The 19,261-nt window shown below is 65.2% G+C and carries 21 protein-coding genes; 14 read left to right on the top strand and 7 right to left on the bottom strand.

Translation table 11 applies throughout. The features are described 5' to 3' along the window. The first annotated feature begins 79 nt into the window (after positions 1-79). The 6 genes from E3U25_RS09605 (at position 80) to E3U25_RS09580 (ending at position 3,262) form a co-directional block, all read left to right on the top strand. Positions 80-328: a hypothetical protein gene (locus E3U25_RS09605; RefSeq protein ID WP_116220539.1), complete on the top strand. Its 249-nt coding sequence runs from the start codon at positions 80-82 to the stop codon at positions 326-328. After that, positions 325-639 carry a hypothetical protein gene (locus tag E3U25_RS09600; RefSeq protein WP_116220540.1) on the top strand — a complete coding sequence of 105 codons (315 nt, stop codon included), beginning with the start codon at positions 325-327 and terminating at the stop codon, positions 637-639. The genes E3U25_RS09605 and E3U25_RS09600 overlap by 4 nt, the downstream gene beginning before the upstream one ends. 164 nt (positions 640-803) lie before the next feature. Further along, positions 804-1,646, top strand: coding sequence for a flagellin N-terminal helical domain-containing protein (locus tag E3U25_RS09595; RefSeq protein WP_036754856.1), 843 nt, complete (start codon positions 804-806; stop codon positions 1,644-1,646). Between the two features lie 64 nt (positions 1,647-1,710). Next, on the top strand, positions 1,711-2,079 hold the full coding sequence (locus E3U25_RS09590) for a flagellar biosynthesis regulator FlaF (RefSeq protein WP_084197054.1): 369 nt from the start codon (positions 1,711-1,713) through the stop codon (positions 2,077-2,079). Then, positions 2,076-2,480: a flagellar biosynthesis repressor FlbT gene (gene flbT, locus E3U25_RS09585; RefSeq protein ID WP_084197056.1), complete on the top strand. Its 405-nt coding sequence runs from the start codon at positions 2,076-2,078 to the stop codon at positions 2,478-2,480. Before E3U25_RS09590 ends, flbT begins: the two co-directional genes overlap by 4 nt. Beyond that, complete coding sequence (locus E3U25_RS09580; protein WP_116220541.1) at positions 2,477-3,262, top strand: DUF1217 domain-containing protein; 786 nt, start codon at positions 2,477-2,479, stop codon at positions 3,260-3,262. Before flbT ends, E3U25_RS09580 begins: the two co-directional genes overlap by 4 nt. Positions 3,263-4,349: 1,087 nt before the next feature. Here E3U25_RS09580 and E3U25_RS09575 read toward each other — a convergent pair. After that, on the bottom strand, positions 4,350-5,279 hold the full coding sequence (locus tag E3U25_RS09575; protein ID WP_116220542.1) for a DMT family transporter: 930 nt from the start codon (positions 5,277-5,279) through the stop codon (positions 4,350-4,352). After that, the gene (locus E3U25_RS09570; RefSeq protein WP_116221648.1) at positions 5,276-5,866 is read right to left on the bottom strand and encodes a TetR/AcrR family transcriptional regulator; all 591 of its coding nucleotides are present in this window, start codon (positions 5,864-5,866) and stop codon (positions 5,276-5,278) included. Before E3U25_RS09570 ends, E3U25_RS09575 begins: the two co-directional genes overlap by 4 nt. Before the next feature lie 148 nt (positions 5,867-6,014). Between E3U25_RS09570 and E3U25_RS09565 the strand changes: the two genes are divergently transcribed. The 4 genes from E3U25_RS09565 to E3U25_RS09550 all read left to right on the top strand — a co-directional run bounded on the left by E3U25_RS09565 (position 6,015) and on the right by E3U25_RS09550 (position 12,381). Beyond that, on the top strand, positions 6,015-6,581 hold the full coding sequence (locus E3U25_RS09565; RefSeq protein WP_036754860.1) for a TetR/AcrR family transcriptional regulator: 567 nt from the start codon (positions 6,015-6,017) through the stop codon (positions 6,579-6,581). 39 nt (positions 6,582-6,620) lie between these two features. Beyond that, positions 6,621-7,796, top strand: coding sequence for an efflux RND transporter periplasmic adaptor subunit (locus tag E3U25_RS09560; RefSeq protein ID WP_116220543.1), 1,176 nt, complete (start codon positions 6,621-6,623; stop codon positions 7,794-7,796). Between the two features lie 4 nt (positions 7,797-7,800). Next, the gene (locus tag E3U25_RS09555; RefSeq protein ID WP_036754862.1) at positions 7,801-10,926 is read left to right on the top strand and encodes an efflux RND transporter permease subunit; all 3,126 of its coding nucleotides are present in this window, start codon (positions 7,801-7,803) and stop codon (positions 10,924-10,926) included. A gap of 93 nt (positions 10,927-11,019) precedes the next feature. Beyond that, positions 11,020-12,381, top strand: coding sequence for an efflux transporter outer membrane subunit (locus E3U25_RS09550; RefSeq protein WP_116220544.1), 1,362 nt, complete (start codon positions 11,020-11,022; stop codon positions 12,379-12,381). A 190-nt stretch (positions 12,382-12,571) separates the two neighbouring features. Here the strand turns inward: E3U25_RS09550 and hmgA are convergent, their stop codons facing one another. Then, complete coding sequence (hmgA, locus tag E3U25_RS09545; protein ID WP_116220545.1) at positions 12,572-13,933, bottom strand: homogentisate 1,2-dioxygenase; 1,362 nt, start codon at positions 13,931-13,933, stop codon at positions 12,572-12,574. Between the two features lie 134 nt (positions 13,934-14,067). Between hmgA and E3U25_RS09540 the strand changes: the two genes are divergently transcribed. Further along, a complete protein-coding gene (locus E3U25_RS09540; RefSeq protein WP_116220546.1) occupies positions 14,068-14,502 on the top strand; it encodes a MarR family winged helix-turn-helix transcriptional regulator in 435 nt (144 codons plus the stop codon). 36 nt (positions 14,503-14,538) lie between these two features. Here E3U25_RS09540 and E3U25_RS09535 read toward each other — a convergent pair whose 3' ends face one another. Then, positions 14,539-14,751: an entericidin A/B family lipoprotein gene (locus E3U25_RS09535; RefSeq protein ID WP_072462523.1), complete on the bottom strand. Its 213-nt coding sequence runs from the start codon at positions 14,749-14,751 to the stop codon at positions 14,539-14,541. Positions 14,752-15,000: 249 nt separating this feature from the next. On the opposite strand from E3U25_RS09535, the gene E3U25_RS09530 reads away from it, so the two are divergent. Further along, on the top strand, positions 15,001-15,306 hold the full coding sequence (locus E3U25_RS09530; protein ID WP_116221649.1) for a TraR/DksA family transcriptional regulator: 306 nt from the start codon (positions 15,001-15,003) through the stop codon (positions 15,304-15,306). A 6-nt stretch (positions 15,307-15,312) separates the two neighbouring features. Here E3U25_RS09530 and E3U25_RS09525 read toward each other — a convergent pair whose 3' ends face one another. After that, positions 15,313-15,456, bottom strand: a complete 144-nt coding sequence (locus E3U25_RS09525) for an entericidin A/B family lipoprotein (RefSeq protein ID WP_036754874.1) — start codon at positions 15,454-15,456, stop codon at positions 15,313-15,315. A gap of 104 nt (positions 15,457-15,560) precedes the next feature. Here E3U25_RS09525 and E3U25_RS09520 point away from each other — a divergent pair, with 104 nt between their 5' ends. Beyond that, positions 15,561-15,869: a hypothetical protein gene (locus tag E3U25_RS09520; RefSeq protein WP_072462525.1), complete on the top strand. Its 309-nt coding sequence runs from the start codon at positions 15,561-15,563 to the stop codon at positions 15,867-15,869. 22 nt (positions 15,870-15,891) lie between these two features. Here E3U25_RS09520 and E3U25_RS09515 read toward each other — a convergent pair whose 3' ends face one another. Beyond that, the gene (locus tag E3U25_RS09515; protein WP_166435477.1) at positions 15,892-16,656 is read right to left on the bottom strand and encodes an alpha/beta fold hydrolase; all 765 of its coding nucleotides are present in this window, start codon (positions 16,654-16,656) and stop codon (positions 15,892-15,894) included. Between the two features lie 73 nt (positions 16,657-16,729). On the opposite strand from E3U25_RS09515, the gene E3U25_RS09510 reads away from it, so the two are divergent. Next, positions 16,730-17,113, top strand: a complete 384-nt coding sequence (locus E3U25_RS09510; protein WP_036754880.1) for a hypothetical protein — start codon at positions 16,730-16,732, stop codon at positions 17,111-17,113. Between the two features lie 792 nt (positions 17,114-17,905). Here the strand turns inward: E3U25_RS09510 and glyA are convergent. After that, positions 17,906-19,189: a serine hydroxymethyltransferase gene (gene glyA / locus E3U25_RS09505; RefSeq protein ID WP_116220548.1), complete on the bottom strand. Its 1,284-nt coding sequence runs from the start codon at positions 19,187-19,189 to the stop codon at positions 17,906-17,908. Positions 19,190-19,261: the final 72 nt, after the last annotated feature.

The following is a 19,261-nucleotide window of genomic DNA, read 5'->3' as shown; positions in this document are numbered from 1 at the left end:
ATAGCAAGATTACCAAATATTTACTTATGCCAGATAAAGTCACCCGTTGTTGAAACTTTTATTCAGAAAAGAGCCTGACATGGAGAGAGTTCTGGCAGCAGGAACCGCCCGCACGACAACCCGACCGAAACCGAGCGTCGTCGATGGACTCGAGCAGGCATTTCTTGCGGAAATGCTGAAGCACGCCGGACCCGGACAGCCGACCGGTGAGTTCGGCGGCGGCATCGGCGAATCGCAATTTGCAAGCCTGTTGAACGATACCTATGCGGAAGCCATCGCGGAACGAATTGATCTTGGATTTCAACGCCGTAGAGAGGGGATCAAATGACAAAAGCTCTATATTTTCTCCAACAGGCGAGAGAAGATCTTCTGGCATTCCAGGCCGATTCGGCCCTTGTGAAAATGCAGGAATTTGAAGTGCTTGTTCACTCTGGCGCGATGCCAAGGGACAGGGTTGCAGAAACTGCCGAACTGCTGCGCGACATTCTGTCCCTCGCCAGTGCTGCCTGCGACGGTGTGGCGGCCGCGCAGCGGCAGCTTGCCGAGATCGCAGCCTTGTCGCGCCACCTGAACACCTATGATCGCCAGGGCCGCAGGATCGGCAATCCTATTTCTTCACCGCATGATAGAAGATTTTGAGTAAACTTTTCTGTAGTCTTTGATTGCCTGGGTCGCCTGGTCAGGAGTTTATTCAGGAAGGGCGGATAGATCGAATGACGTGACATAGTCATCGGGTCCGTCCCGTAGGTCAGAAGGCCTCTTGCACTAGAAACGGGTAAACCACCCAGGAATGGAGATTGAAGATGTCCAGCATTCTGACCAATAATGGCGCGATGGTCGCGCTGCAAACCCTGAAAGGGATCAATGCGAATCTGACGAAAGCCCAGAATGAGATTTCGACCGGAAAAAAGGTCGCCAACGCACAGGACAATGCTGCGGTTTGGGCCATTTCGAAGGTCATGGAATCCGACCAAGCAGTCTTCAAGACGCTTCAGAGCAACCTGAATCTTGCTGCGGCGGTGGTGACGACTGCGCGGGACGGTGCTGAAGATATCCGTGATTTGCTTGATGAAATGAGAAGGCTGGCAAGCAGTGCCGGCAGTGATGCGAACGATTTTGCGACTGTGAACGAGCAGATCGTGGAGAAAAGGAACCAGATTATTTCGACGATTGACGGAACCCAGATGAATGGGGTCAATCTGCTCAAGACCAACCCGATCGGTACTGCGACATCCTTCAGCGTCTTGGCGTCCTTGGACCGGACAGCGGGTACAGCTGTAACCACTGCGCAGACGATTACGGTCAATTCTGTGGACTTCGAGGCGGATATTGAAGGCGCTACGATCACGACCATTACGGACAGCACCACGGCACGAACCGCGGTTGGTGAAATCGAGGCGTTGCTCGACATCGCGAAGACAGGGGCAGCAGAACTTGGTACGGCCGCCAAGCGGATCAACGATCAATCGAATTTCGTATCGAAGCTGGCCGATTCGCTGACTGCCGGCATCGGTGCGCTGGTGGATGCCGATATGGAGGAAGCGTCAGCCCGTCTGCAGGCGCTGCAGACCCAGCAGCAGCTTGGGGTGCAGGCGTTGTCGATCGCCAACCAGGCGCCGCAAACGATTCTGTCGCTATTCCGATAATCTAGCAAGGGCGCCCTGTGGGGCGCCCTTCGTTCCAATATAGGTCTAGAATGGGTCTCCTGACGTGAAGCTTGCAAATTTTCAAAGCACTGACACGAATTTTGGTTCGCGGCATGTTCGAACAGACAGGGATAATGAGTATTTTGCGTTTTCCCAGGTAACGCAAAAGCTCAAGAACGCAACTAAAATCGATGATCGTTATGCGATGATAGAGGCGGTAAACGCCAGTAGCCAGCTTTGGACTGTCATAGCTGCCGATCTTGCCCATGAGGAAAACAGTCTACCTCCAGAGGTAAAGGCGGGCCTGCTATCGCTTGCTTTTTTCTCTCTCAAGCAAGGCCGTCGTATCCTGTTGGAACGCGCCTCTGCTGAGCCGCTCATAGAAATAAACATCAGAATAATGAAGGGTTTGCGAGGGGACATGAATTCATGACAGGCCTTGTTCTCAAGCTGGCTCCTCGCGAAAGAATTCTGGTGAACGGTGCCGTAATAGAAAACGGCGATAAGCGTTCCAAGGTATCAATTCTTACGCCGAATACCAGTATCCTTAGATTAAGAGATGCCATACATCCAGATTCTGTCAACTCTCCGGTTTCGAGGATATGCTATATCTGCCAACTCGTTCTCACCGGAGATGCTCTTGAGGATGAGGGGCGAAGGCAGGTTCTCTACGGTATAGAGCAGTTGTCTCAAGTTTTTCGTGATCTGGACAGTGGCAGTTTGCTTGATTTCGCCTCCAATGCAGTAATTGAAGGGGATTACTACGGGGCCTTTAGGAAGCTCAGACTGCTTATTCCAAGGGAGTCAAGGTTAATGGCCATAGGTAAGCCATGAGTTATAATGTTCAGGTGGGATCGGGAGGGTATGTGGGCTGGAAGATTCTTGAGCGTACGATGGTGAAGCAGCGTAGCGCTTTTCTCAAGAGTCATGACATAAGGGTTTCCAAGGATTATTTTCAGCAGAACATCCAAAACATTAAGACTGCCGAAGAGCTGGTCAATGACAGAAAACTGTTGGTGGTCGTGCTGCGTGCCTTTGGGTTGGATTCTGACGTTAACAACAAGTTCTTTTTAAGAAAGGTTATTGAATCCGATCCTGCCGATAAGGGTAGTTTGGTAAATAGGCTTGCAGATAAGCGTTACCTTGCCCTGAATCAGGGTTTGGCGCTCCATTTTTCGTCGGAGGGGCAAGGTGCTAGGGTTGATGTCGGTGCAATTATTGAAAAATATGAGTCGAGATCATTCGAGAGGAATATCGGGGAAAGGCATGCAGAAATTGAGCTGGCGTTGAACGCGCAGCGAGAATTGCTAAATATTGCGACTTCAGATGCAAGTGAAAATACGAAATGGTATCAAATTCTCGCGTCTAAGCCTCTGCGCCAGGTGTTTGAAGGGGCTTATGGTATTGGAGCCGGATTTTCCTCTCTTTCCATTGATAGGCAGCTTTCGGAGCTGAAGGTGAGAACCGAGAGACTTACCGGAAGCAATAGCGTGAGCCAGTTCGAATCAGGCGATGGTCTTGATCTTGTTCTCAGGCATTTTCTTTTGCGTAGCCAGATGAGTGTGTCATCAGGGAGCTCTCGTTATGCCAATGCCCTTGCCTTGTTGAGAGCATAGGCAGCTATTCTGTAATATTTTACGTTAAGAAATGGGAAGACGTGCCTGTGGGAGTTGTCCTTGCTTGATCTCGACTGATACCCGAGAGCGCAAGCTTGAAGCCCAGAGGGCGCAGCTGCGGGTGGCCATCGCCATTGCGACAGAGCCACCTGTCCTGCGACGCCATCTCGGCCTCAGGGAGCTTACCGGGTCCAGATCACTAACTTCGTTACCGTTCTGTTCCCCTTGGGCATTAAGGTGGAAGCCATGGCCGCGCTGCGCAGCTTGATTTCGTTGGATCCACATGTGCGCGGACGGAGATGCGGGTCGAACTGGAAGGCGAATCCGCGGGTGTTCTTGCGGGGGGAGATGACCGCACCAGAACCTTACAAGCGGAAGGGGCTGGTCGCTTGCAGGTTGGAAAGAATGGTTGCGCACGCCCTCTGCCGGTCTTGCCGATCCCGCTCCGGCGGTACCGTTCGAATGCTCGGCGGTGTCGGTGCGAGAGAAGCAATCGGCCGCCGAGGATTATCGGAGTGTCGAAACCCGCTGCCCTCGGCGACAACGCCAATGGTCGCGACGTGGTGTACCCCTGGGATAAACGGCGCCAGGCTTCGGGAGGAGTTCCTTGATTCGTCCTGGCAAATGCTCGACCCGCATTTCGGTCTTGGCAGTCTTGGAGCAGGATCTGTTCTGCCTGCTGTGGGGAGCGCGGCGACATTAGGTGCGCCGATCAGGTATTCAGCCAGCATTTTCTTTCGGGATGGCTGCGACCGTGGCGCAGCGGAAAACCCGGCAGGTGCCTCCGCGCCTTGTGCAGCACCGGCATTGCGGTGGCACGGGTTCGAGCCAGGTCGCGCATCGCGTTCGGCACCTATGCGAAGTCAACCGGCGCCGCGCTTGGTCAGCATCACCTTGGCGATTGCTCTTTTCCAGGGGCAACGGAGGTGCGACCAGGGCGCGCTCCTGCCTCGGCTTGACAGGCGGGCGGTGTCGGAACGGCGCTGCCGGGGGCCGATGCGATGGGCGGGGGCGATCCCGGCCGATGGGACAGCCGCGAGGCATCAGGGGGTCCGGTGCCGGTTACAAGCCCGGCCATGGCGGGTTTTCATGCCTTCTGCGCGGTGCGGACCGGGCGTATCTTCAACCTGACCGGCACGGTGATCACCACCAGGCAGGAGACGACCAGCACCACGCCGATCCAGCCAAGCGCCGGCAGGCGCTCGCCCACCACCAGGATGGCCAGCATCGCCGCCACCACCGGCTCGATCAGGGTGATCGTCGTCGCCATGCTGGCGGAAATCCGCGCCAGGCCGATGCCGAAGCAGACATAGCCCAGGAACATCGGCACCAGCGCCATGTAGATGCCCACCGCGGCATTCCCCCACGAGGCCAGGAACGGCCCGCCGCTCGCGACCAGCACCGGCATCAGCAGCAGCCCGCCGATGCCGAAGGTCGCGCCCATCGCCACGCGCGAGTGGATGCCGCGCAGCATCAGCCGCCGCGCCGTCCAGGAGTAAAGCGCATAGGTCAGCCCGCCGACCAGGCCGAGCGCGATGCCGAGCAGGGTCGCGCCCTCGCCGGCCTGGTGTCCCGCATCCTCGGCCAGGCACAGCAGCACCATGCCCAGAAGCCCGATCGAGGCCCCGGCCAGCCAACGCCGCGACAGCCGCGCGCCGTCGAAAAGCCATTCGATCAGGGCCGACAGCAGCGGTGCCGAGCCGATGGTCACCACCGTGCCGATGGTCACCCCGGCCAGGCGCATCGAGGCGTAGAAGGCCAGCGGATAGATCGCCACCGCCAGCCCGCCAGGCAGCAGGTTGCGCCAATGCCGTGCCAGTTCCGGCAGGGCGCGGGCGATGCGCCCGCCGGCCAGCAGCGCCTGCAGCAGCCCGCCGACGCCCATCGCCGCCGCGCCGATGGCGGCCGGGCCGACCTCGGGCGCGAAGGTGGCGGCGGTGCCGGTGGTGCCCCAGACGACCGAGGAGAACAGGACCGCGGCGACGCCGATGCCGTGATCCCTGGACGGGCTGCTCACAGCGCCTCCAGCATGTCCGAGGCCATGGCGCGGGCCTCGTGCACCAGGGCGCTGGTGCCTTCCAGCCCGGCGCGGGCGATGGCCCCTTCCAGCAGGAAGGAGAGCTGCTGCGCCAGCCGGGCCGCGCGGTCGGGATCATCAGGCAGCAGTTTGGCCAGGGGCGCGGCCAGCAGGGCTTCGACCTCTTCCTTGTGGCGGCGGACGGCCTGGCGGCCGATGTCGCCGGCGGTCAGTTCGGCGGCGGCGTTCAGCAACCCGCAGCCGCGAAAGCCGCGCTCGTATTCATGCTCGGCATGGTCCTGATAGGCGTCGAACACTGCCAGCACACGCGCGCGGGGCGTTTCGGCATCCCGCGCCCGAGCTTCATGGAGGCCCAGCCATTCCTCGTGCCGCGCCTGCAGATACTGGTTCACCAGGTCGGCCTTGGAGGAGAAGTTGTTGTAGAGGCTTTTCTTCGCCACCCCGGCGCGCTCGACGATGGCGTCGATGCCGGTCCCGCCGATGCCGTTGTTGTAGAACAGCACGGCAGCCGCCTTGAGCAGCCGCTCGCGCGCGCTTTCCGGCGCTGGGGGCTGGGGAGCTTCCATCATCGCCTCCACGAAGTAGGTAGGTCGGTATACCTATGGCTGGCCCGGCGAGTCAAGCAGGGCTTGCGGCATCCGACGCGGAGAAGCGGTTGACAGGAGAGGGTCAGAATTATAAACGAACGACCGTATTGAAATCTTGGTGGTGGATATGGGACGCAAGCGCACGATTGACCGCGACGAGTTGATGGGCGCCATCGAACGGGTGGCGCGGCGCTCGGGCATTGCCGGGCTCAGCATCGACGCGGTGGCCAGGGAGGCCGGGATCAGCAAGTCCAGCGTGGTCTATGACTGCGAAAGCAAGGCCGGGCTGCTGGCCGCCTTCATCCGCCACAAGATGGCCCAGCACCGGGCGCGATTCGCCGAGGTGCGCGCCCGGCACGAGGGCGAGCCCAATGCCCGGCTGCGCGCGCTGATCGACGAATATCGCCGGGTTCCGACCGACGAGGAACTGGACATGGCGCTGCTGATCAGCGCCAGCATGGGCGAGCATGCCGAATGCCGCGAGATCATGCGCGAGGTGCTGGCCGGCGATGCCGAGGCGGTCGCGGCCGAGGCGGCCGACCGGCGCCGGATGCTGATGGCGCTGCTGACGCTGCACGGCATGGCCTTCCTGGAATATTTCGGCTTCCACCGCTTCGACCAGGAAACCCGCGATGAGATCCTTGATGAATTGATGGCGGTCGCGGAAAGCGACCCCGGCACAGCCGGAGACTGACCCCTCCCCCCAACCATTCAGCCCTCCCAGGAAAGAACCATGACCATGAGACTGTCTCCCGGCCTTTGCGCCGGGCTTGTGCTTTGCTGCCTGACGGCGGCCGCCCCGGTGGCGGCGCAGCAACTGCCGCCGCCCCAGGTCAGCGTGCAGGTGATGACGCCCGAGGCGTTGCCGGTGGTGAACGAACTGCCCGGCCGAGTCGCCGCGACCCGCATCGCCGAGGTGCGGCCCCGCGTCGGCGGCATCGTGATCGAGCGCGTCTTCGAACAGGGCGGCAAGGTCGAGGCGGGCGATGTGCTTTACCGCATCGACCCGGCGCCCTATGACGTGCGCGTCGCCAGCGCCCAGGGTGCGCTGGCCCGCGCCGAGGCCACCGCGCTGAACGCCGCCGACCAGGAAAAGCGCGCCCGTGCCCTGCGCGAGCGCAAGGTGACGGCGGGGGTCGACCTGGACAATGCCGCCACCGCGCTGGCCCAGGCCCAGGCGGATGTCGCCATTGCCCGCGCCTCGCTGCAAGAGGCGCAGCTGAACCGTTCCTATACCGAGGTGACTGCGCCCATCGCCGGCGTGGTCGGCCGCGCGCTGGTGACCGAGGGGGCGCTGGTCAACGCCCAGACCGACATCATGGCGACGATCCAGCAGCTCGACCCGGTCTATGTGGATTTCACCCAGTCCTCCTCGGAGCTTTTTGCGCTGCGCCGGGCCCTGGCGGCGGGGCAGCTGGCGATGATGTCGGCCGACGAGGCGGCGGTGCGGCTGATCTTCGACGACGGCAGCGAATATGCCCATCCCGGCAAGCTGCTGTTTTCCGAGGCGAGCGTGGACAGCTCGACCGGGCAGATCACCCTGCGCGCCGAGTTCCCGAACCCCGAGGGCGAGCTGCTGCCCGGCCTTTACGTCCGGGTGCGGATCGAGCAGGCCATGCGCGACAACGCCCTGACCGTGCCGCAGATGGCGGTGCAGCGCGACCAGTCGGGCCAGGCCTATGTCTATGCGCTGAAGGATGACGAGACGGTCGAGCGCCGCGACGTGACCCTGGGCCAGACCACCGACAACCGCTGGCTGGTGGAAAGCGGGCTGGAGCCGGGCGACCGCGTCGTGGTGCTGGGGGCGCAGAAGCTTTACCCCGACGCCAAGGTGGTGGCGCAGCCGGTCGAGGCCCCCAGGGTGCCGGCCGGCGCCGCCGCGGCCGCCGAAGCGCCCGCGCAGGAGTAGGGCGATGGCACGGTTCTTCATTCACCGGCCGGTGCTGGCCTGGGTGATTTCCATCTTCATCGTCATCGCCGGCGTGCTGGCGCTGCCGATGATGCCGGTCGCGCAATATCCGCAGGTGGCCTGGCCGCAGATCACCATCTCGACCGCCTATACCGGCGCCGCGCCGGGCGAGATCAACCAGGCGGTCGCCCAGCCCATCGAGGACGAGCTGAACGGCGTCGAGGGGCTGGCCTATTACGAATCGGTCTCGGACAGTTCCGGGGCCATGTCGATCACCGCCACCTTCGAGCCGGGCACCGACATCGCCCGCGCCCAGGTCGACGTGCAGAACGCCGTGGCGCGGGTCGAGCCGCTTTTGCCGCAAAGCGTGGTCGACCAGGGCGTGCTGATCGAAGAGGCGGGCACAGGCTTCCTGATGATGGTGGCGCTGACCTCGGACGACGGCTCGCTGGACGACATCGCGCTGGGCGATTACCTGAACCGCAACGTGGTGGGCGAGATTCGCCGCATCGAGGGCGTGGGCCGGGCGCAGGTCTTTGCCCCGGAACGCGCGCTGCGCATCTGGGTCGATCCGGCCAAGATGACCGGGCTGAACCTCAGCTCGGCCGAGATCGTGGCGGCGGTGCGGGCGCAGAACGCGCAGGTGGCGGCCGGCAAGGTCGGCGCCGACCCGAACCCCATCGGCCAGCAGCTGACTGCGACCGTGCTGATCAAGGGCCAGCTCGACGACGTGGACGAGTTCGGCAAGATCGTGCTGCGCGCCAATCCCGACGGCTCGACCGTGCTGCTTCGCGACGTGGCGCGGCTGGAAGTGGGGGCGGAAAGCTACAGCTTCGCCTCGCGCATCAACGGCAAGCCGGCGGCGGCGCTGGGTGTCCAGCTGTCGGCCACCGGCAATGCGCTGAACACCTCGGAAGCGGTGCACCAGAAGATGGAGGAGCTGTCGCAGTTCTTCCCCGAGGGGGTGAGCTATACCATCCCCTACGACACCACCCCCTTCGTCGAGGCTTCGATCGAGAAGGTGCTGCATACGCTGGTCGAGGCCATGGCGCTGGTCTTCGTGGTGATGTTCCTGTTCCTGCAGAATTTCCGCTATACCATCATCCCGACCATCGTCGTGCCCATCGCGCTGATGGGGACGGTGGCGGTCATGCTGGCGGCGGGGTTCTCGATCAACGTGCTGACCATGTTCGCCATGGTGCTGGCCATCGGCATCCTGGTCGACGACGCCATCGTGGTGATCGAGAACGTGGAACGCATCATGGCGACCGAGGGCCTGCCGCCGCGCGAGGCCACCGAAAAGGCCATGGGCCAGATCTCGGGCGCCATCGTCGGCATCACGCTGGTGCTGGCGGCGGTCTTCGTGCCGATGGCCTTCTTTCCCGGCTCTTCGGGCATCATCTATCGCCAGTTCGCGCTGACCATGGTGGTGTCGATCCTGTTCTCGGCCTTCCTGGCGCTGACGCTGACCCCGGCGCTTTGCGCGACCTTCCTCAAGCCGATCAGCGGCCATCACGAAAGGAAGGGCTTCTTCGGCTGGTTCAACCGCAATTTCGACCGGCTGACCGACCGCTATACCGGCGCGGTCGGGCTGGTCACGCGGCGGCGGCTGGTGATGATGGCTTTCTACCTGGTGCTGGTCGGGGCGACGGCCATGGGCTTCCTGCGCCTGCCCTCCAGCTTCCTGCCGAACGAGGACCAGGGCTTCATCATCGCCGACATCCAGACCCCGGCCACGGCCAGTTCCAACCGCACCGACGAGGTGCTGGCCCAGGCCACGCAGATGTTCCAGCAGAACGAGGCGGTCGAGAATACCGTGGCGATCCGCGGCTTCAGCTTTTCGGGGCAGGGGCCGAATGCGGGGCTGATGTTCGTCACCTTCAAGGACTGGGCCGAGCGCGAGCAATCGGCGCAGGACATCGCCAATGCCGCGAACATGCAGATGTTCGGCTATCAGGACGCGCAGGCCTTCGCACTGTCACCGCCGCCGATCCCCGGCTTCGGCGCCACCGGCGGCTTCAGCTTCCGCCTGCAGGACCGCGGCGGGCAGGGGCAGGAGGCGCTGCTGGCCGCCGCCCAGCAGATCATTGCCCAGGCCCAGGAAAACGGCATCGCCACCGGGCTGCGGATCGAGGGGCTGCCCTCGGCCGCGCAGGTCTTCGTCACCATCGACCGCGAAAAGGCCAATGCCTTCGGCGTGACCTTTGCCGACATCTCGGCGACGATCTCGCAATACCTCGGCTCGGCCTATATCAACGACTTCCCCAATGCCGGGAAGATGCAGCGCGTGGTCATGCAGGCCGAGGAGGACTCGCGCATGCAGGCCGAGGACATCCTGGCGCTGACCGTGCGCAACGCCAATGGCGGGATGGTGCCGTTTTCGTCCTTCGCCAGCGTGGCGTGGGAACAGGGGCCGTCGCAGGTCGTGGGCTATAACGGCTATCCGGCGGTCCGCATCGCCGGCGCCGCCGGGCCGGGCTACAGTTCCGGCGCCGCCATGGCCGAGATGGAGCGGCTGGCGGCCGAACTGCCGCAGGGCTTCGGCTACGAATGGACCGGGCAGTCGCTGGAGGAGATCCAGGCCGGCAGCCAGGCGACGCTGCTTTACGCCATGAGCATCCTGTTCGTCTTCCTGCTGCTGTCCGGGCTTTACGAAAGCTGGTCGATCCCGCTGTCGGTGATGCTGGTCGTGCCCCTGGGTGTCCTGGGCTGCGTCGTCGCGGTCATGCTGCGCGACATGCCCAACGACATCTATTTCAAGGTCGGGCTGATCGCGATCATCGGGCTTTCGGCCAAGAACGCCATCCTGATCGTCGAATTCGCCAAGGATCTGCGCGACGAGGGCCAAAGCCTGATCGAGGCGGCGGTGACGGCGGCGAAGCTGCGCTTCCGGCCGATCCTGATGACCTCGCTGGCCTTCACGCTGGGCGTGGTGCCCTTGGCCATCGCCACCGGACCGTCGGCGGCCAGCCAGAACGCCATCGGCACCGGGGTCATCGGCGGCATGGTCGCGGCCACGGTGCTGGCGGTGTTCTTCGTGCCGGTGTTCTTCGTCTTCGTGCTGGGCCTGTTCAGCCGGGCGACCGGCCGCCGCGAGTCCGCGCCCATCCGCGGCGATACGGCCGCTTGAGTCGCGCCGCAGCCCATGGCAGGGGCGGTTGACGACCGTCCCTGCCTGTTCCTTTCGCGCCCGCAATCCGGGCCACCCAACAGAGAGTTTCGGATGACCCAGACCTTGCCTTTCTCCCGCCGCGGCATCTTGGGCGGGCTCGTCTCCAGCCTGGCGCTGGCGGCCTGCAACCCGGTCCGCTATGCCGCGCCCCGCGCCGAGCTGGCGGCCGAGTTCGCCGCCGATTCGCCCGCCCGCCGCGCCGGGGCGAATGCCTGGTGGGCCGCGTTCCGCGACAAGCGGCTGGACGCGCTGATCGCCACCGGGCTGCGGCGCAACCTGGACGTGCAGACCGCCGTCGCCACCATCCGCGAGGCCCAGGCCAACGCCCAGCTGATCGGCGCCAGCGACCTGCCGCAGGTGGATGTGCAGGGCTCGGCCGCGCGCAGCCGCAGCGAGACCGGGATCGTCGAGACCAACTCCGCCACGCTGGGCGTGTCCTGGCTGGTCGACCTGTTCGGCTCGACCCGCGCGGCGCGGCAGGGCGCCTCGGCCCGGCTGGACGCGGCCTATCTGTCGGCCGAGGTGGCGCGGCTGACCGTGGCCAGCGCCATCGCCTCGGCCTATGTCGACGCGCGTTATTACCAGGAGGCGCTGGCGCTGACCCGGCAGAGCCTGGAAAGCCGCCGCCGCACGCTGGAGATGACCCGCACCCAGGACGCCTTCGGCAGCGTCTCGCGGCTGGAAGTCCTGCAGGCCGAACAGCTGGTGGCGCAGGCCGAGGCGGCGCTGCCGGGCCTCGAGGTCGGTTTCGACCAGTCGGTGAACCGGCTGGCCACGCTGACCGCCGGGCGCAGCGCCGAGCTTGCGGCGCAACTGCGCCAGGGTGGCGGCCAGCCGCGCGCACGCTACAGTGCCAGCGTCGGCGTGCCGGCGGATGTGGTCCGCGTCCGCCCCGACGTGCGCATGGCCGAGCGCAACCTCGCCGCCGCCGCCGCCGATGTCGGCGAGGCGCAGGCGGCCTTCTATCCGCGGCTGACGCTTTCGGGCTCGATCACGCCGACGAATGGCAAGACCTGGGGCTTCGGGCCGCAGATCTCGCTGCCGCTGTTCTCGGGCGGCGCCAACCAGGCCCGGCTTTCCGCGGCGCAGGCGCGGGCGGAACAGGCGCGGCTGGCTTGGCAGGCCGCGGTGCTGGGTGCGGTCGAGGAGGTCGAGAACGCGCTGGCCGGCTATAACCGCGACGCCCGCGCTGTCGCCGCGCAATCGCGGCTGGTCGAGAATGCGCGCGAGACGGTGAACCTGACTCGCAGCTCCTATGAGCTGGGCGAGGCGGATTTCTTCCCGGTCCTGGACGCCGAGCGCAGCCTGCTCTCGGCCCGCCAGGAACTGGCGGCGGCCATCCGCCAGCAGGCGCTGAACTTCGTCGCGCTGAGCGCGGCCTCGGCCGGCGGGGTGGGCCTGCCCGCGGTCTGAGCGCGGCAGGCGGCGCGCCGTCGCCTTCGGCACGGCACGCCGGTTCTGGCTGGCGGCTGCCCGCCTTGATCCCGGCGCCGCGCCGGGAAAGGCGGGGAATGCTGCCCGCGTCCTTCTTCGCCCCCGACGCTCAAGCCGTTCGGCGGCGAGCGAGCGAGCGGGCGGATTGATGCACCGCACCGCTACCCGCCTATTGGCTGCCGGGTGTTCCGTCGAACTTCTTCTCCAGCTGCTGCCAGACCTGGACATAATCGCGCTGCATCGGTGCCTCGCGGGCGGCGAATTCGGTCAGGTGCTGGGGAAAGCGGGTTTCGAACATGAAGGACATGGTGTTGTCCAGCTTCTCGGGCTTCAGCTCGGCGTTCGAGGCACCCTCGAAGGCGCCGCGGTCCGGCCCATGCGGCAGCATGCAATTGTGCAGGCTGATCCCGCCCGGCGCGAAGCCCTGCGGCTTGGCATCGTAGATGCCATAGATATTGCCCATCAGCTCGGACATGATGTTCTTGTGATACCAGGGCGGACGGAAGCTGTGTTCGGCCACCTGCCAGCGCTCGCGGAACAGCACGAAATCGATATTCGCCGTCCCCTCCTGCCCCGAGGGCGCGGTCAGCACGGTAAAGATCGACGGGTCGGGATGGTCGAACAGCACCGCGCCGACGGGCGAATAGGTGCGCAGGTCGTATTTATAGGCGCAGTAATTGCCATGCCAGGCCACCACGTCCAGCGGGCTGTGGTCGATCCAGGTCTCGTGGAACCGGCCGCACCACTTGATCACCACGCGGGAACGCGCCTCGCGGTTCTCGAAGGCCGCGACCGGGCATTTGAAGTCGCGCGGATTGGCCAGGCAATTGGCACCGATGGGGCCGCGGTTCGGCAGGTCGAACTTCTGCCCGTAATTCTCGCAGACGAAGCCGCGGCACGGGCCTTCCAGCACTTCGACGCGATGGACCAGGCCGCGCGGGATGATGGCGATTTCCCGCGGCTCCAGGTCGATCACCCCCAGCTCTGTGCAAAAGCGCAGCCGGCCCTCCTGCGGGACCACCAGCAATTCGCTGTCGGCCGAGAAGAAATATTCGTCCTGCATCGAACGCGTGACCAGGTAGACATGGCTGGCCATGCCGACCTGGATGTTCACGTCGCCGGCGGTGGTCATGGTGCGCAGGCCGGTGATCCAGGTCAGCGCCTCTTCCGGGACCGGGATCGGATCCCAGCGATACTGCCCCAGGCTGACGATGTCGTCGCGCACATTCGGCGCTGTCTTCCAATAGGGCAGGTCGATCGCGGCGAAATCGCCGGTATGCCGGACCGAGGGCCGGATGCGATAGCACCAGGTCCGCTCGTTCCGGCCGCGCGGCGCGGTGAAGGCGGTGCCGGAAAGCTGCTCGGCATAAAGCCCATAGGCGCATTTCTGCGGGCTGTTCTGGCCCTGCGGCAGGGCGCCGGGCAGGGCCTCGGTTTCGAAATCGTTGCCAAAGCCGGGCATGTAGCCCGGATGCGTGCCGGTGGTGACGGTCGCGCGGATCATGCCGCCGGGCAGAGCAGGGCTGGTCATCGGGCTCCTCCCTGCAAGATCATTGCAGTTGCAACGATTATGCCGCCTGGGCCGCAGGCCTGTCAAGCGCCGCCCATTCCTGTTGCCAAGGCGACGAATCCTTGCTGTTCTGGCCGGAAAAAAAGGGGTGCCCCATGACCTTTCGGCTGGACGCTTTCCTGCCCTATCGCCTGTCCGTGGCGGCGGCGCAGGTCAGCCGCCGATTCGCCGCGCTCTACGAGGCCGAGGCGGGGCTGACCATCCCCGAATGGCGGGTGCTGGCGCATCTGGACCATTCCGGCGCGGTCAGCATCCGCGACATCCATGCCCGCGTGAACCTGGACAAATCCGTGGTCAGCCGTGCCGCCTCGCGCCTGCAGGGGGCGGGGTTGGTTCGGAAATCGGGCAACGACGCCGACCGGCGGCTGATCGTGCTGGAACTGACGCCCCGGGGGCAGGCGCTGATGCTGCGGCTGGGCCGCATCGCCGAGGCGTTCCAGGCCGATCTGCTGGCCGAACTGGGGCCGGATGCCGCCGCGCTGGACCGTCTCCTGTCGCGGCTGGCCGGCAAGGAGACGGGCGCGGCCTAGCCCGCGACGGCCTGGACAGCCGGCCGGCCGCCTGGATCAGTAGGGCGCGGGCGCCACTTCCGGCGGCGTATAAGGGGCCGGTGCGGCTCCATAGGGGGCCGGCTGTCCCATCTGCACCTGGCTGTTTGCCGCCTGTTCGCTCAGCAACTGTCCCGCGGTCTGCATGTCCCGCCCCGCGCCCTGCATCGTCTCGCAGCCCGCGACCGCCATGCCGGCCAGGCAAAGGCCGACCGTAACCATCCGACGCATGCTCGTTCCTTTCTTTTTTTTCTGCTCGTTGTCGGCAAAGCCTAATCTCCTTGGCAAGCCGCTCAAGTCACAGCCGTGGCAGTGGGCGCCCGATCGGCAAGGATTGTCTTGAAAGGGACGCTCCCGCAGGCGGATCCCGGCCGATCCGGCTGGGCGGGGCCCGCCGCGCGGCCCCGTGACAACTTGACGCAAGTCAAGCGGGCCGCCGCGCAGCTGTGCCAGAACGCCGGGACCAAGAGAGGAAGTTCCATGGACCTGAATGCGCGCAAGACCATGCTGATCATGCGGCGCAGGGCGCTTCTTGCCGACCTGGCCTCTATCGGAAAGGCATTGCGCCCTGCCGGCCTGCAGGATGCGAAAGCCGCGCAAGAGAGGGTCTTTCACGCGCTCGGCAGGGTCCAGCAGATCGAGGTGGAGCGTATAGAGGCAGCCCTGCGCCGCATGGAAAGCGGCCAATACGGGGTTTGCACGGGTTGCGGGACCAGCATCCTGCCGGCACGGCTGGAACTGCTGCCGGACACCCCCGTTTGCGAGGACTGCAACCGGGCCGCCTGAGGCAGATCACATGCCGGCTTGGGCTTCCTGGCTTTCCCGGCTGATCGCCTGTCCGGCGCTTTGCAGGTCGCGCCCGGCGCCCTGCACCGTCTGGCAGGCGGCCAGGACCAGCAGTGCAAGCAGGGGCGAAACGTGAATAATTTTACGCATATTCAGTCTCCTGCGTGGATTTTCCTTTGGGATCAACGCCTGCCCCCGGCCGGGGTTCCCCGCCTGTTAAGGCTTTCTTAACCGTTGGTCGCTAGACAGGCGTCATGCGTGTGATTCTGTTTCTTGTGCTGTTCCTTTCCGCCTGCGCCTCGCCTGCGCCGCAGTTTTTCGGCGCCCAGCGGCATGACATCACGCTGGAGGGCATCCGCTTCGCCGTCTTTCACGACGGCAGCCAGGCAGAGGTGATCCGCCTGGGCTACCTTGGCCGGGATGCGCGGGCAGTGGTGCCGGAGCTGATGGTGATCGCCGCCGAGCGGACGACCGGATGCCAGGCGATTCCGAACAGCCTGCGCAGCCGCATCCCCGGCGATACCGGCGAGGCGCGGCTGTCGCTGCGCTGTCCCGACGGCTGAAGGGCCCGTGCCGCCGGCGGGATCAGTCCAGGAAGGCTGCCACCGCTTCGGCGACCTCGGCCGGGCGGTCGGCATGCAGCCAATGTCCCGCGCCGGGGATGACGCGGATCTCGGCCTGGGGGAAATATTCGCGGATCGCCTCGGCTTGCGGCGCGCGGCAGTAATCCGAATCCTCTCCGGCCAGGAACAGCGCGGGGCCGGTGAAACCGCCCTTGGGCGCTTCAGGCCAGCCGACCAGCCGGGGCATCTGGTCCCGCAACGCCGGCAGGTTGAACTTCCAGCGCGGCGGATCGGCCTTGAGGTCCAGCGATTGCAGCAGAAACGCCCGCACGCCCGGATCGGCGACGTGTTCGGCCAGCCGCGCATCCGCCTCGGAGCGCAGGCGAAGCCCGGCAAGGTCCACCGCCTCCATCGCGTCGATCAGGCCGCTCTGGCTGTGGCCATAGGCGAAGGGGGCGATGTCCATGACGACCAGCCGGCGCACCAGGTCGGGCTGCGTCAGCGCCAGCATCATCGCGGCCTTGCCGCCCATCGAATGCCCCAGAACATCCGCCCGGCCGCCCTGCGCCGCGATCACCTGGGCCAGGTCGCCGGCCAGCGCGGCATAGCCATGGTCGGGATCGTGGAAACTGTCGCCATGGTTGCGCATGTCGACCGAGATCACCCGCCGGCTTTCCCCCAGCCGCCGCGCAAGGCCGCCCAGGTTGCGCCCCGATCCGAACAGCCCATGTGCCAGCAGCACCGGCGGGCGATCCGAATCCATTCCTGTCATCGTCATGTTCAGCATCATGCGCGCAGCCTAGCGGCACTGGCGAAGCGGCGCCAGAGGCGCTAGCCTTGGCGAAAACGGGATGGGGGCGATGGGCATCGAAAGCATCCGGCCGATGGCGGACGAGGTCGCCAGCCTGATGGCGGCGCGGTTCGGCGGCCTCAGGCGCGGCCAGCAGGCCGATCTGGAAAGCATGCTGCGCAAGCGCGGCGGCGCGCTGCCGCGGCGGCTGCGGCGCGAGGCGCGCATCCTGGCCGAGGCCGACCGCAAGGCCGGCCAGCCCAAGCTGGCGCGCCAAGTGGATTTCACGCGACTGGAACATGCGCACAAGGCGCTGACGGCCTATCTGCGGCCGCTGGGGCAGGGGATGCGGCTGCGGGGCGGCGCGGCCAGCATCGCGGCCAGCGTGCTGTTCGGCCTGCTGCTGCTGGGGGCCGTCGCCCTCTGGATCATGACCCGCCGCGGGCTGATCTGAGGGTCGCTTGCCGGGCGCCGGCAAGGGTGTCGCGATTCGTGGAGAGGCCCTTCCACGTCCTCTCGGAAGGCCTGCTTTTCAGCCGGATCCACGGGTTACGTTGGATCGCGCTTCTTGCAAGACCAGGCCGTCGCCGGGGACGGAGTGGCCGCGCGGTTCAGTCATCTGCGCCGAACTGGGCGTCTTGCGCCGGAAAGGCCGCCGCGGGCTGATCGGAACGGCGCTTGCTCCCCGCCGATGAAGATGCCTCGATTCGTGAAGAGACTTGCCGTGCGCCTTGCTGGAAGAGCAGTCGCATACTTGTTTTTGATATAGATCAATTGTTTGCGATGGATTACCGCTTTTTCCAAAGATTGTCAGGGCCGTCGCCGCAGTATCTGTGCCAAGCCAGCACGCTAGCCGCAGTCGCCGTGAGCTGACTGAGCGTCGCTTGCTCCCTGCCGGCGAAGGTGTTCCGATTCGTGAAGGGGTTCCGCCGCACGCCTTGTCCGCATCGCCCGCTTTGAAGCCGGCTCGACTGGCTCTGGTGGACCTGATTCTTGCAGCACCGTCGCCGCTGGCGACAGGACAGCCGCGCGGTCGGCTCCGGGTTGCGCGCCTTGTGGTAGGTTCGGCGCTGCCGGGCGAAGCGAGGAACTGTGCCGGCTGGGCGGGACGGCAAAGGAGGGAGAGGCCCGGATACCGGCCCAAGTGCCGGGGGCGCCCTGCTGTCCGGCCGGGGCAACGGCTGGCGGGGCAATAAGGGGCGGCAAGGGGCGGCGCGGGTCCGAACGAACCCGCGCCGCGCCGGGATTACATGCCGTTATAAAGCGGGAAGCGGGCGCAAAGCGCCTCGACCTCGGCCTTGACGCGGGCTTCCACCTCGGCATTGCCTTCCTCGCCGTTCGCGGCAAGGCCATCGACGACCTCGACGATCCAGCGGGCGATCTGGCGGAACTCTTCTTCCTTGAAGCCGCGAGTGGTGCCGGCGGGGGCGCCCAGGCGGATGCCCGAGGTCACGAAGGGTTTTTCGGGGTCGAAGGGCACGCCGTTCTTGTTGCAGGTGATGTGGGCGCGACCCAGCGCCGCCTCGGTCGCCTTGCCGGTCACGCCTTTCGGACGCAGGTCGGCCAGGCACAGGTGGTTGTCGGTGCCGCCCGAGACGATGTCGATGCCGCCCTTCATCAGCTCGTCCGCCATGGCGCGCGCATTGGCCACGACCTGCGCGGCATAGTCCTTGAATTCGGGGCGCAGCGCCTCGCCGAAGGCCACGGCCTTGGCGGCGATGACATGCATCAGCGGGCCGCCCTGAAGGCCGGGGAAGACGGCCGAGTTGATCTTTTTCGCGATGTCGGCGTCGTTGGTCAGCACCATGCCCCCGCGGGGGCCGCGCAGCGACTTGTGGGTGGTGGTGGTCACGACATGGGCGTGCGGCAGCGGCGAGGGATGCTGGCCGCCGGCCACCAGGCCCGCGATATGGGCCATGTCCACCATCAGCCAGGCGCCGACCTCGTCCGCGATCTTGCGGAATTCGGCCCAGTCCCAGACGCGCGAATAGGCGGTGCCGCCGGCCAGGATCAGCTTGGGCTTGCTCTCATGCGCCTTCCTGCGGATCTCTTCCATGTCGAGCAGCTGGTCCTGCTGGCGCACGCCGTAGCTGACGACGTTGAACCACTTGCCGGACATGTTGACCGGCGAGCCATGCGTCAGGTGCCCGCCCGAGTTCAGGTCGAGGCCCATGAAGGTGTCGCCCGGCTGCAGAAGCGCCAGGAACACCGCCTGGTTCATCTGGCTGCCCGAGTTCGGCTGGACGTTGGCATATGCGCAGCCGAACAGTTCCTTGGCGCGCTCGATCGCCAGTTCCTCGACGATGTCGACATACTGGCAGCCGCCGTAATAGCGCTTGCCCGGATAGCCCTCGGCATATTTGTTCGTCAGCACCGAGCCCTGCGCTTCCAGCACGGCCTTGGAGACGATGTTTTCCGAGGCGATCAGCTCGATCTCGTCGCGCTGGCGGCCAAGTTCCTTGCGGATGGCGCCGAAGATGTCGGGGTCGCGGCTGTCCAGCGTCTCGGTGAAGAATCCGGTGTCGGTCATCTGGTCCTCATGCAAAAAGCGGCTTGCCGGCCTTCTAGCGCCTTTCGCCGCGCCCCGCTAGGACGGATGCGA

The sequence above is a fragment of the Paracoccus versutus genome (genome assembly GCF_029909795.1).
Taxonomy (GTDB): Bacteria; Pseudomonadota; Alphaproteobacteria; order Rhodobacterales; family Rhodobacteraceae; genus Paracoccus; species Paracoccus versutus.
This window is presented reverse-complemented; position numbering and strand designations above follow the sequence as displayed.

Bases quoted from the DNA above. Each gene is read 5' to 3' on its own strand.
- E3U25_RS09605 (WP_116220539.1), top strand. From the start codon at position 80: ATGGAGAGAGTTCTGGCAGCAGGAACCGCCCGCACGACAACCCGACCG.
- E3U25_RS09600 (WP_116220540.1), top strand. From the start codon at position 325: ATGACAAAAGCTCTATATTTTCTCCAACAGGCGAGAGAAGATCTTCTG.
- E3U25_RS09595 (WP_036754856.1), top strand. From the start codon at position 804: ATGTCCAGCATTCTGACCAATAATGGCGCGATGGTCGCGCTGCAAACC.
- flbT (WP_084197056.1), top strand. From the start codon at position 2,076: ATGACAGGCCTTGTTCTCAAGCTGGCTCCTCGCGAAAGAATTCTGGTG.
- E3U25_RS09580 (WP_116220541.1), top strand. From the start codon at position 2,477: ATGAGTTATAATGTTCAGGTGGGATCGGGAGGGTATGTGGGCTGGAAG.
- E3U25_RS09570 (WP_116221648.1), bottom strand. From the start codon at position 5,866: ATGGAAGCTCCCCAGCCCCCAGCGCCGGAAAGCGCGCGCGAGCGGCTG.
- E3U25_RS09565 (WP_036754860.1), top strand. From the start codon at position 6,015: ATGGGACGCAAGCGCACGATTGACCGCGACGAGTTGATGGGCGCCATC.
- E3U25_RS09560 (WP_116220543.1), top strand. From the start codon at position 6,621: ATGACCATGAGACTGTCTCCCGGCCTTTGCGCCGGGCTTGTGCTTTGC.
- E3U25_RS09555 (WP_036754862.1), top strand. From the start codon at position 7,801: ATGGCACGGTTCTTCATTCACCGGCCGGTGCTGGCCTGGGTGATTTCC.
- E3U25_RS09550 (WP_116220544.1), top strand. From the start codon at position 11,020: ATGACCCAGACCTTGCCTTTCTCCCGCCGCGGCATCTTGGGCGGGCTC.
- hmgA (WP_116220545.1), bottom strand. From the start codon at position 13,933: ATGACCAGCCCTGCTCTGCCCGGCGGCATGATCCGCGCGACCGTCACC.
- E3U25_RS09540 (WP_116220546.1), top strand. From the start codon at position 14,068: ATGACCTTTCGGCTGGACGCTTTCCTGCCCTATCGCCTGTCCGTGGCG.
- E3U25_RS09535 (WP_072462523.1), bottom strand. From the start codon at position 14,751: ATGCGTCGGATGGTTACGGTCGGCCTTTGCCTGGCCGGCATGGCGGTC.
- E3U25_RS09530 (WP_116221649.1), top strand. From the start codon at position 15,001: ATGGACCTGAATGCGCGCAAGACCATGCTGATCATGCGGCGCAGGGCG.
- E3U25_RS09525 (WP_036754874.1), bottom strand. From the start codon at position 15,456: ATGCGTAAAATTATTCACGTTTCGCCCCTGCTTGCACTGCTGGTCCTG.
- E3U25_RS09520 (WP_072462525.1), top strand. From the start codon at position 15,561: ATGCGTGTGATTCTGTTTCTTGTGCTGTTCCTTTCCGCCTGCGCCTCG.
- E3U25_RS09515 (WP_166435477.1), bottom strand. From the start codon at position 16,656: ATGCTGAACATGACGATGACAGGAATGGATTCGGATCGCCCGCCGGTG.
- E3U25_RS09510 (WP_036754880.1), top strand. From the start codon at position 16,730: ATGGGCATCGAAAGCATCCGGCCGATGGCGGACGAGGTCGCCAGCCTG.
- glyA (WP_116220548.1), bottom strand. From the start codon at position 19,189: ATGACCGACACCGGATTCTTCACCGAGACGCTGGACAGCCGCGACCCC.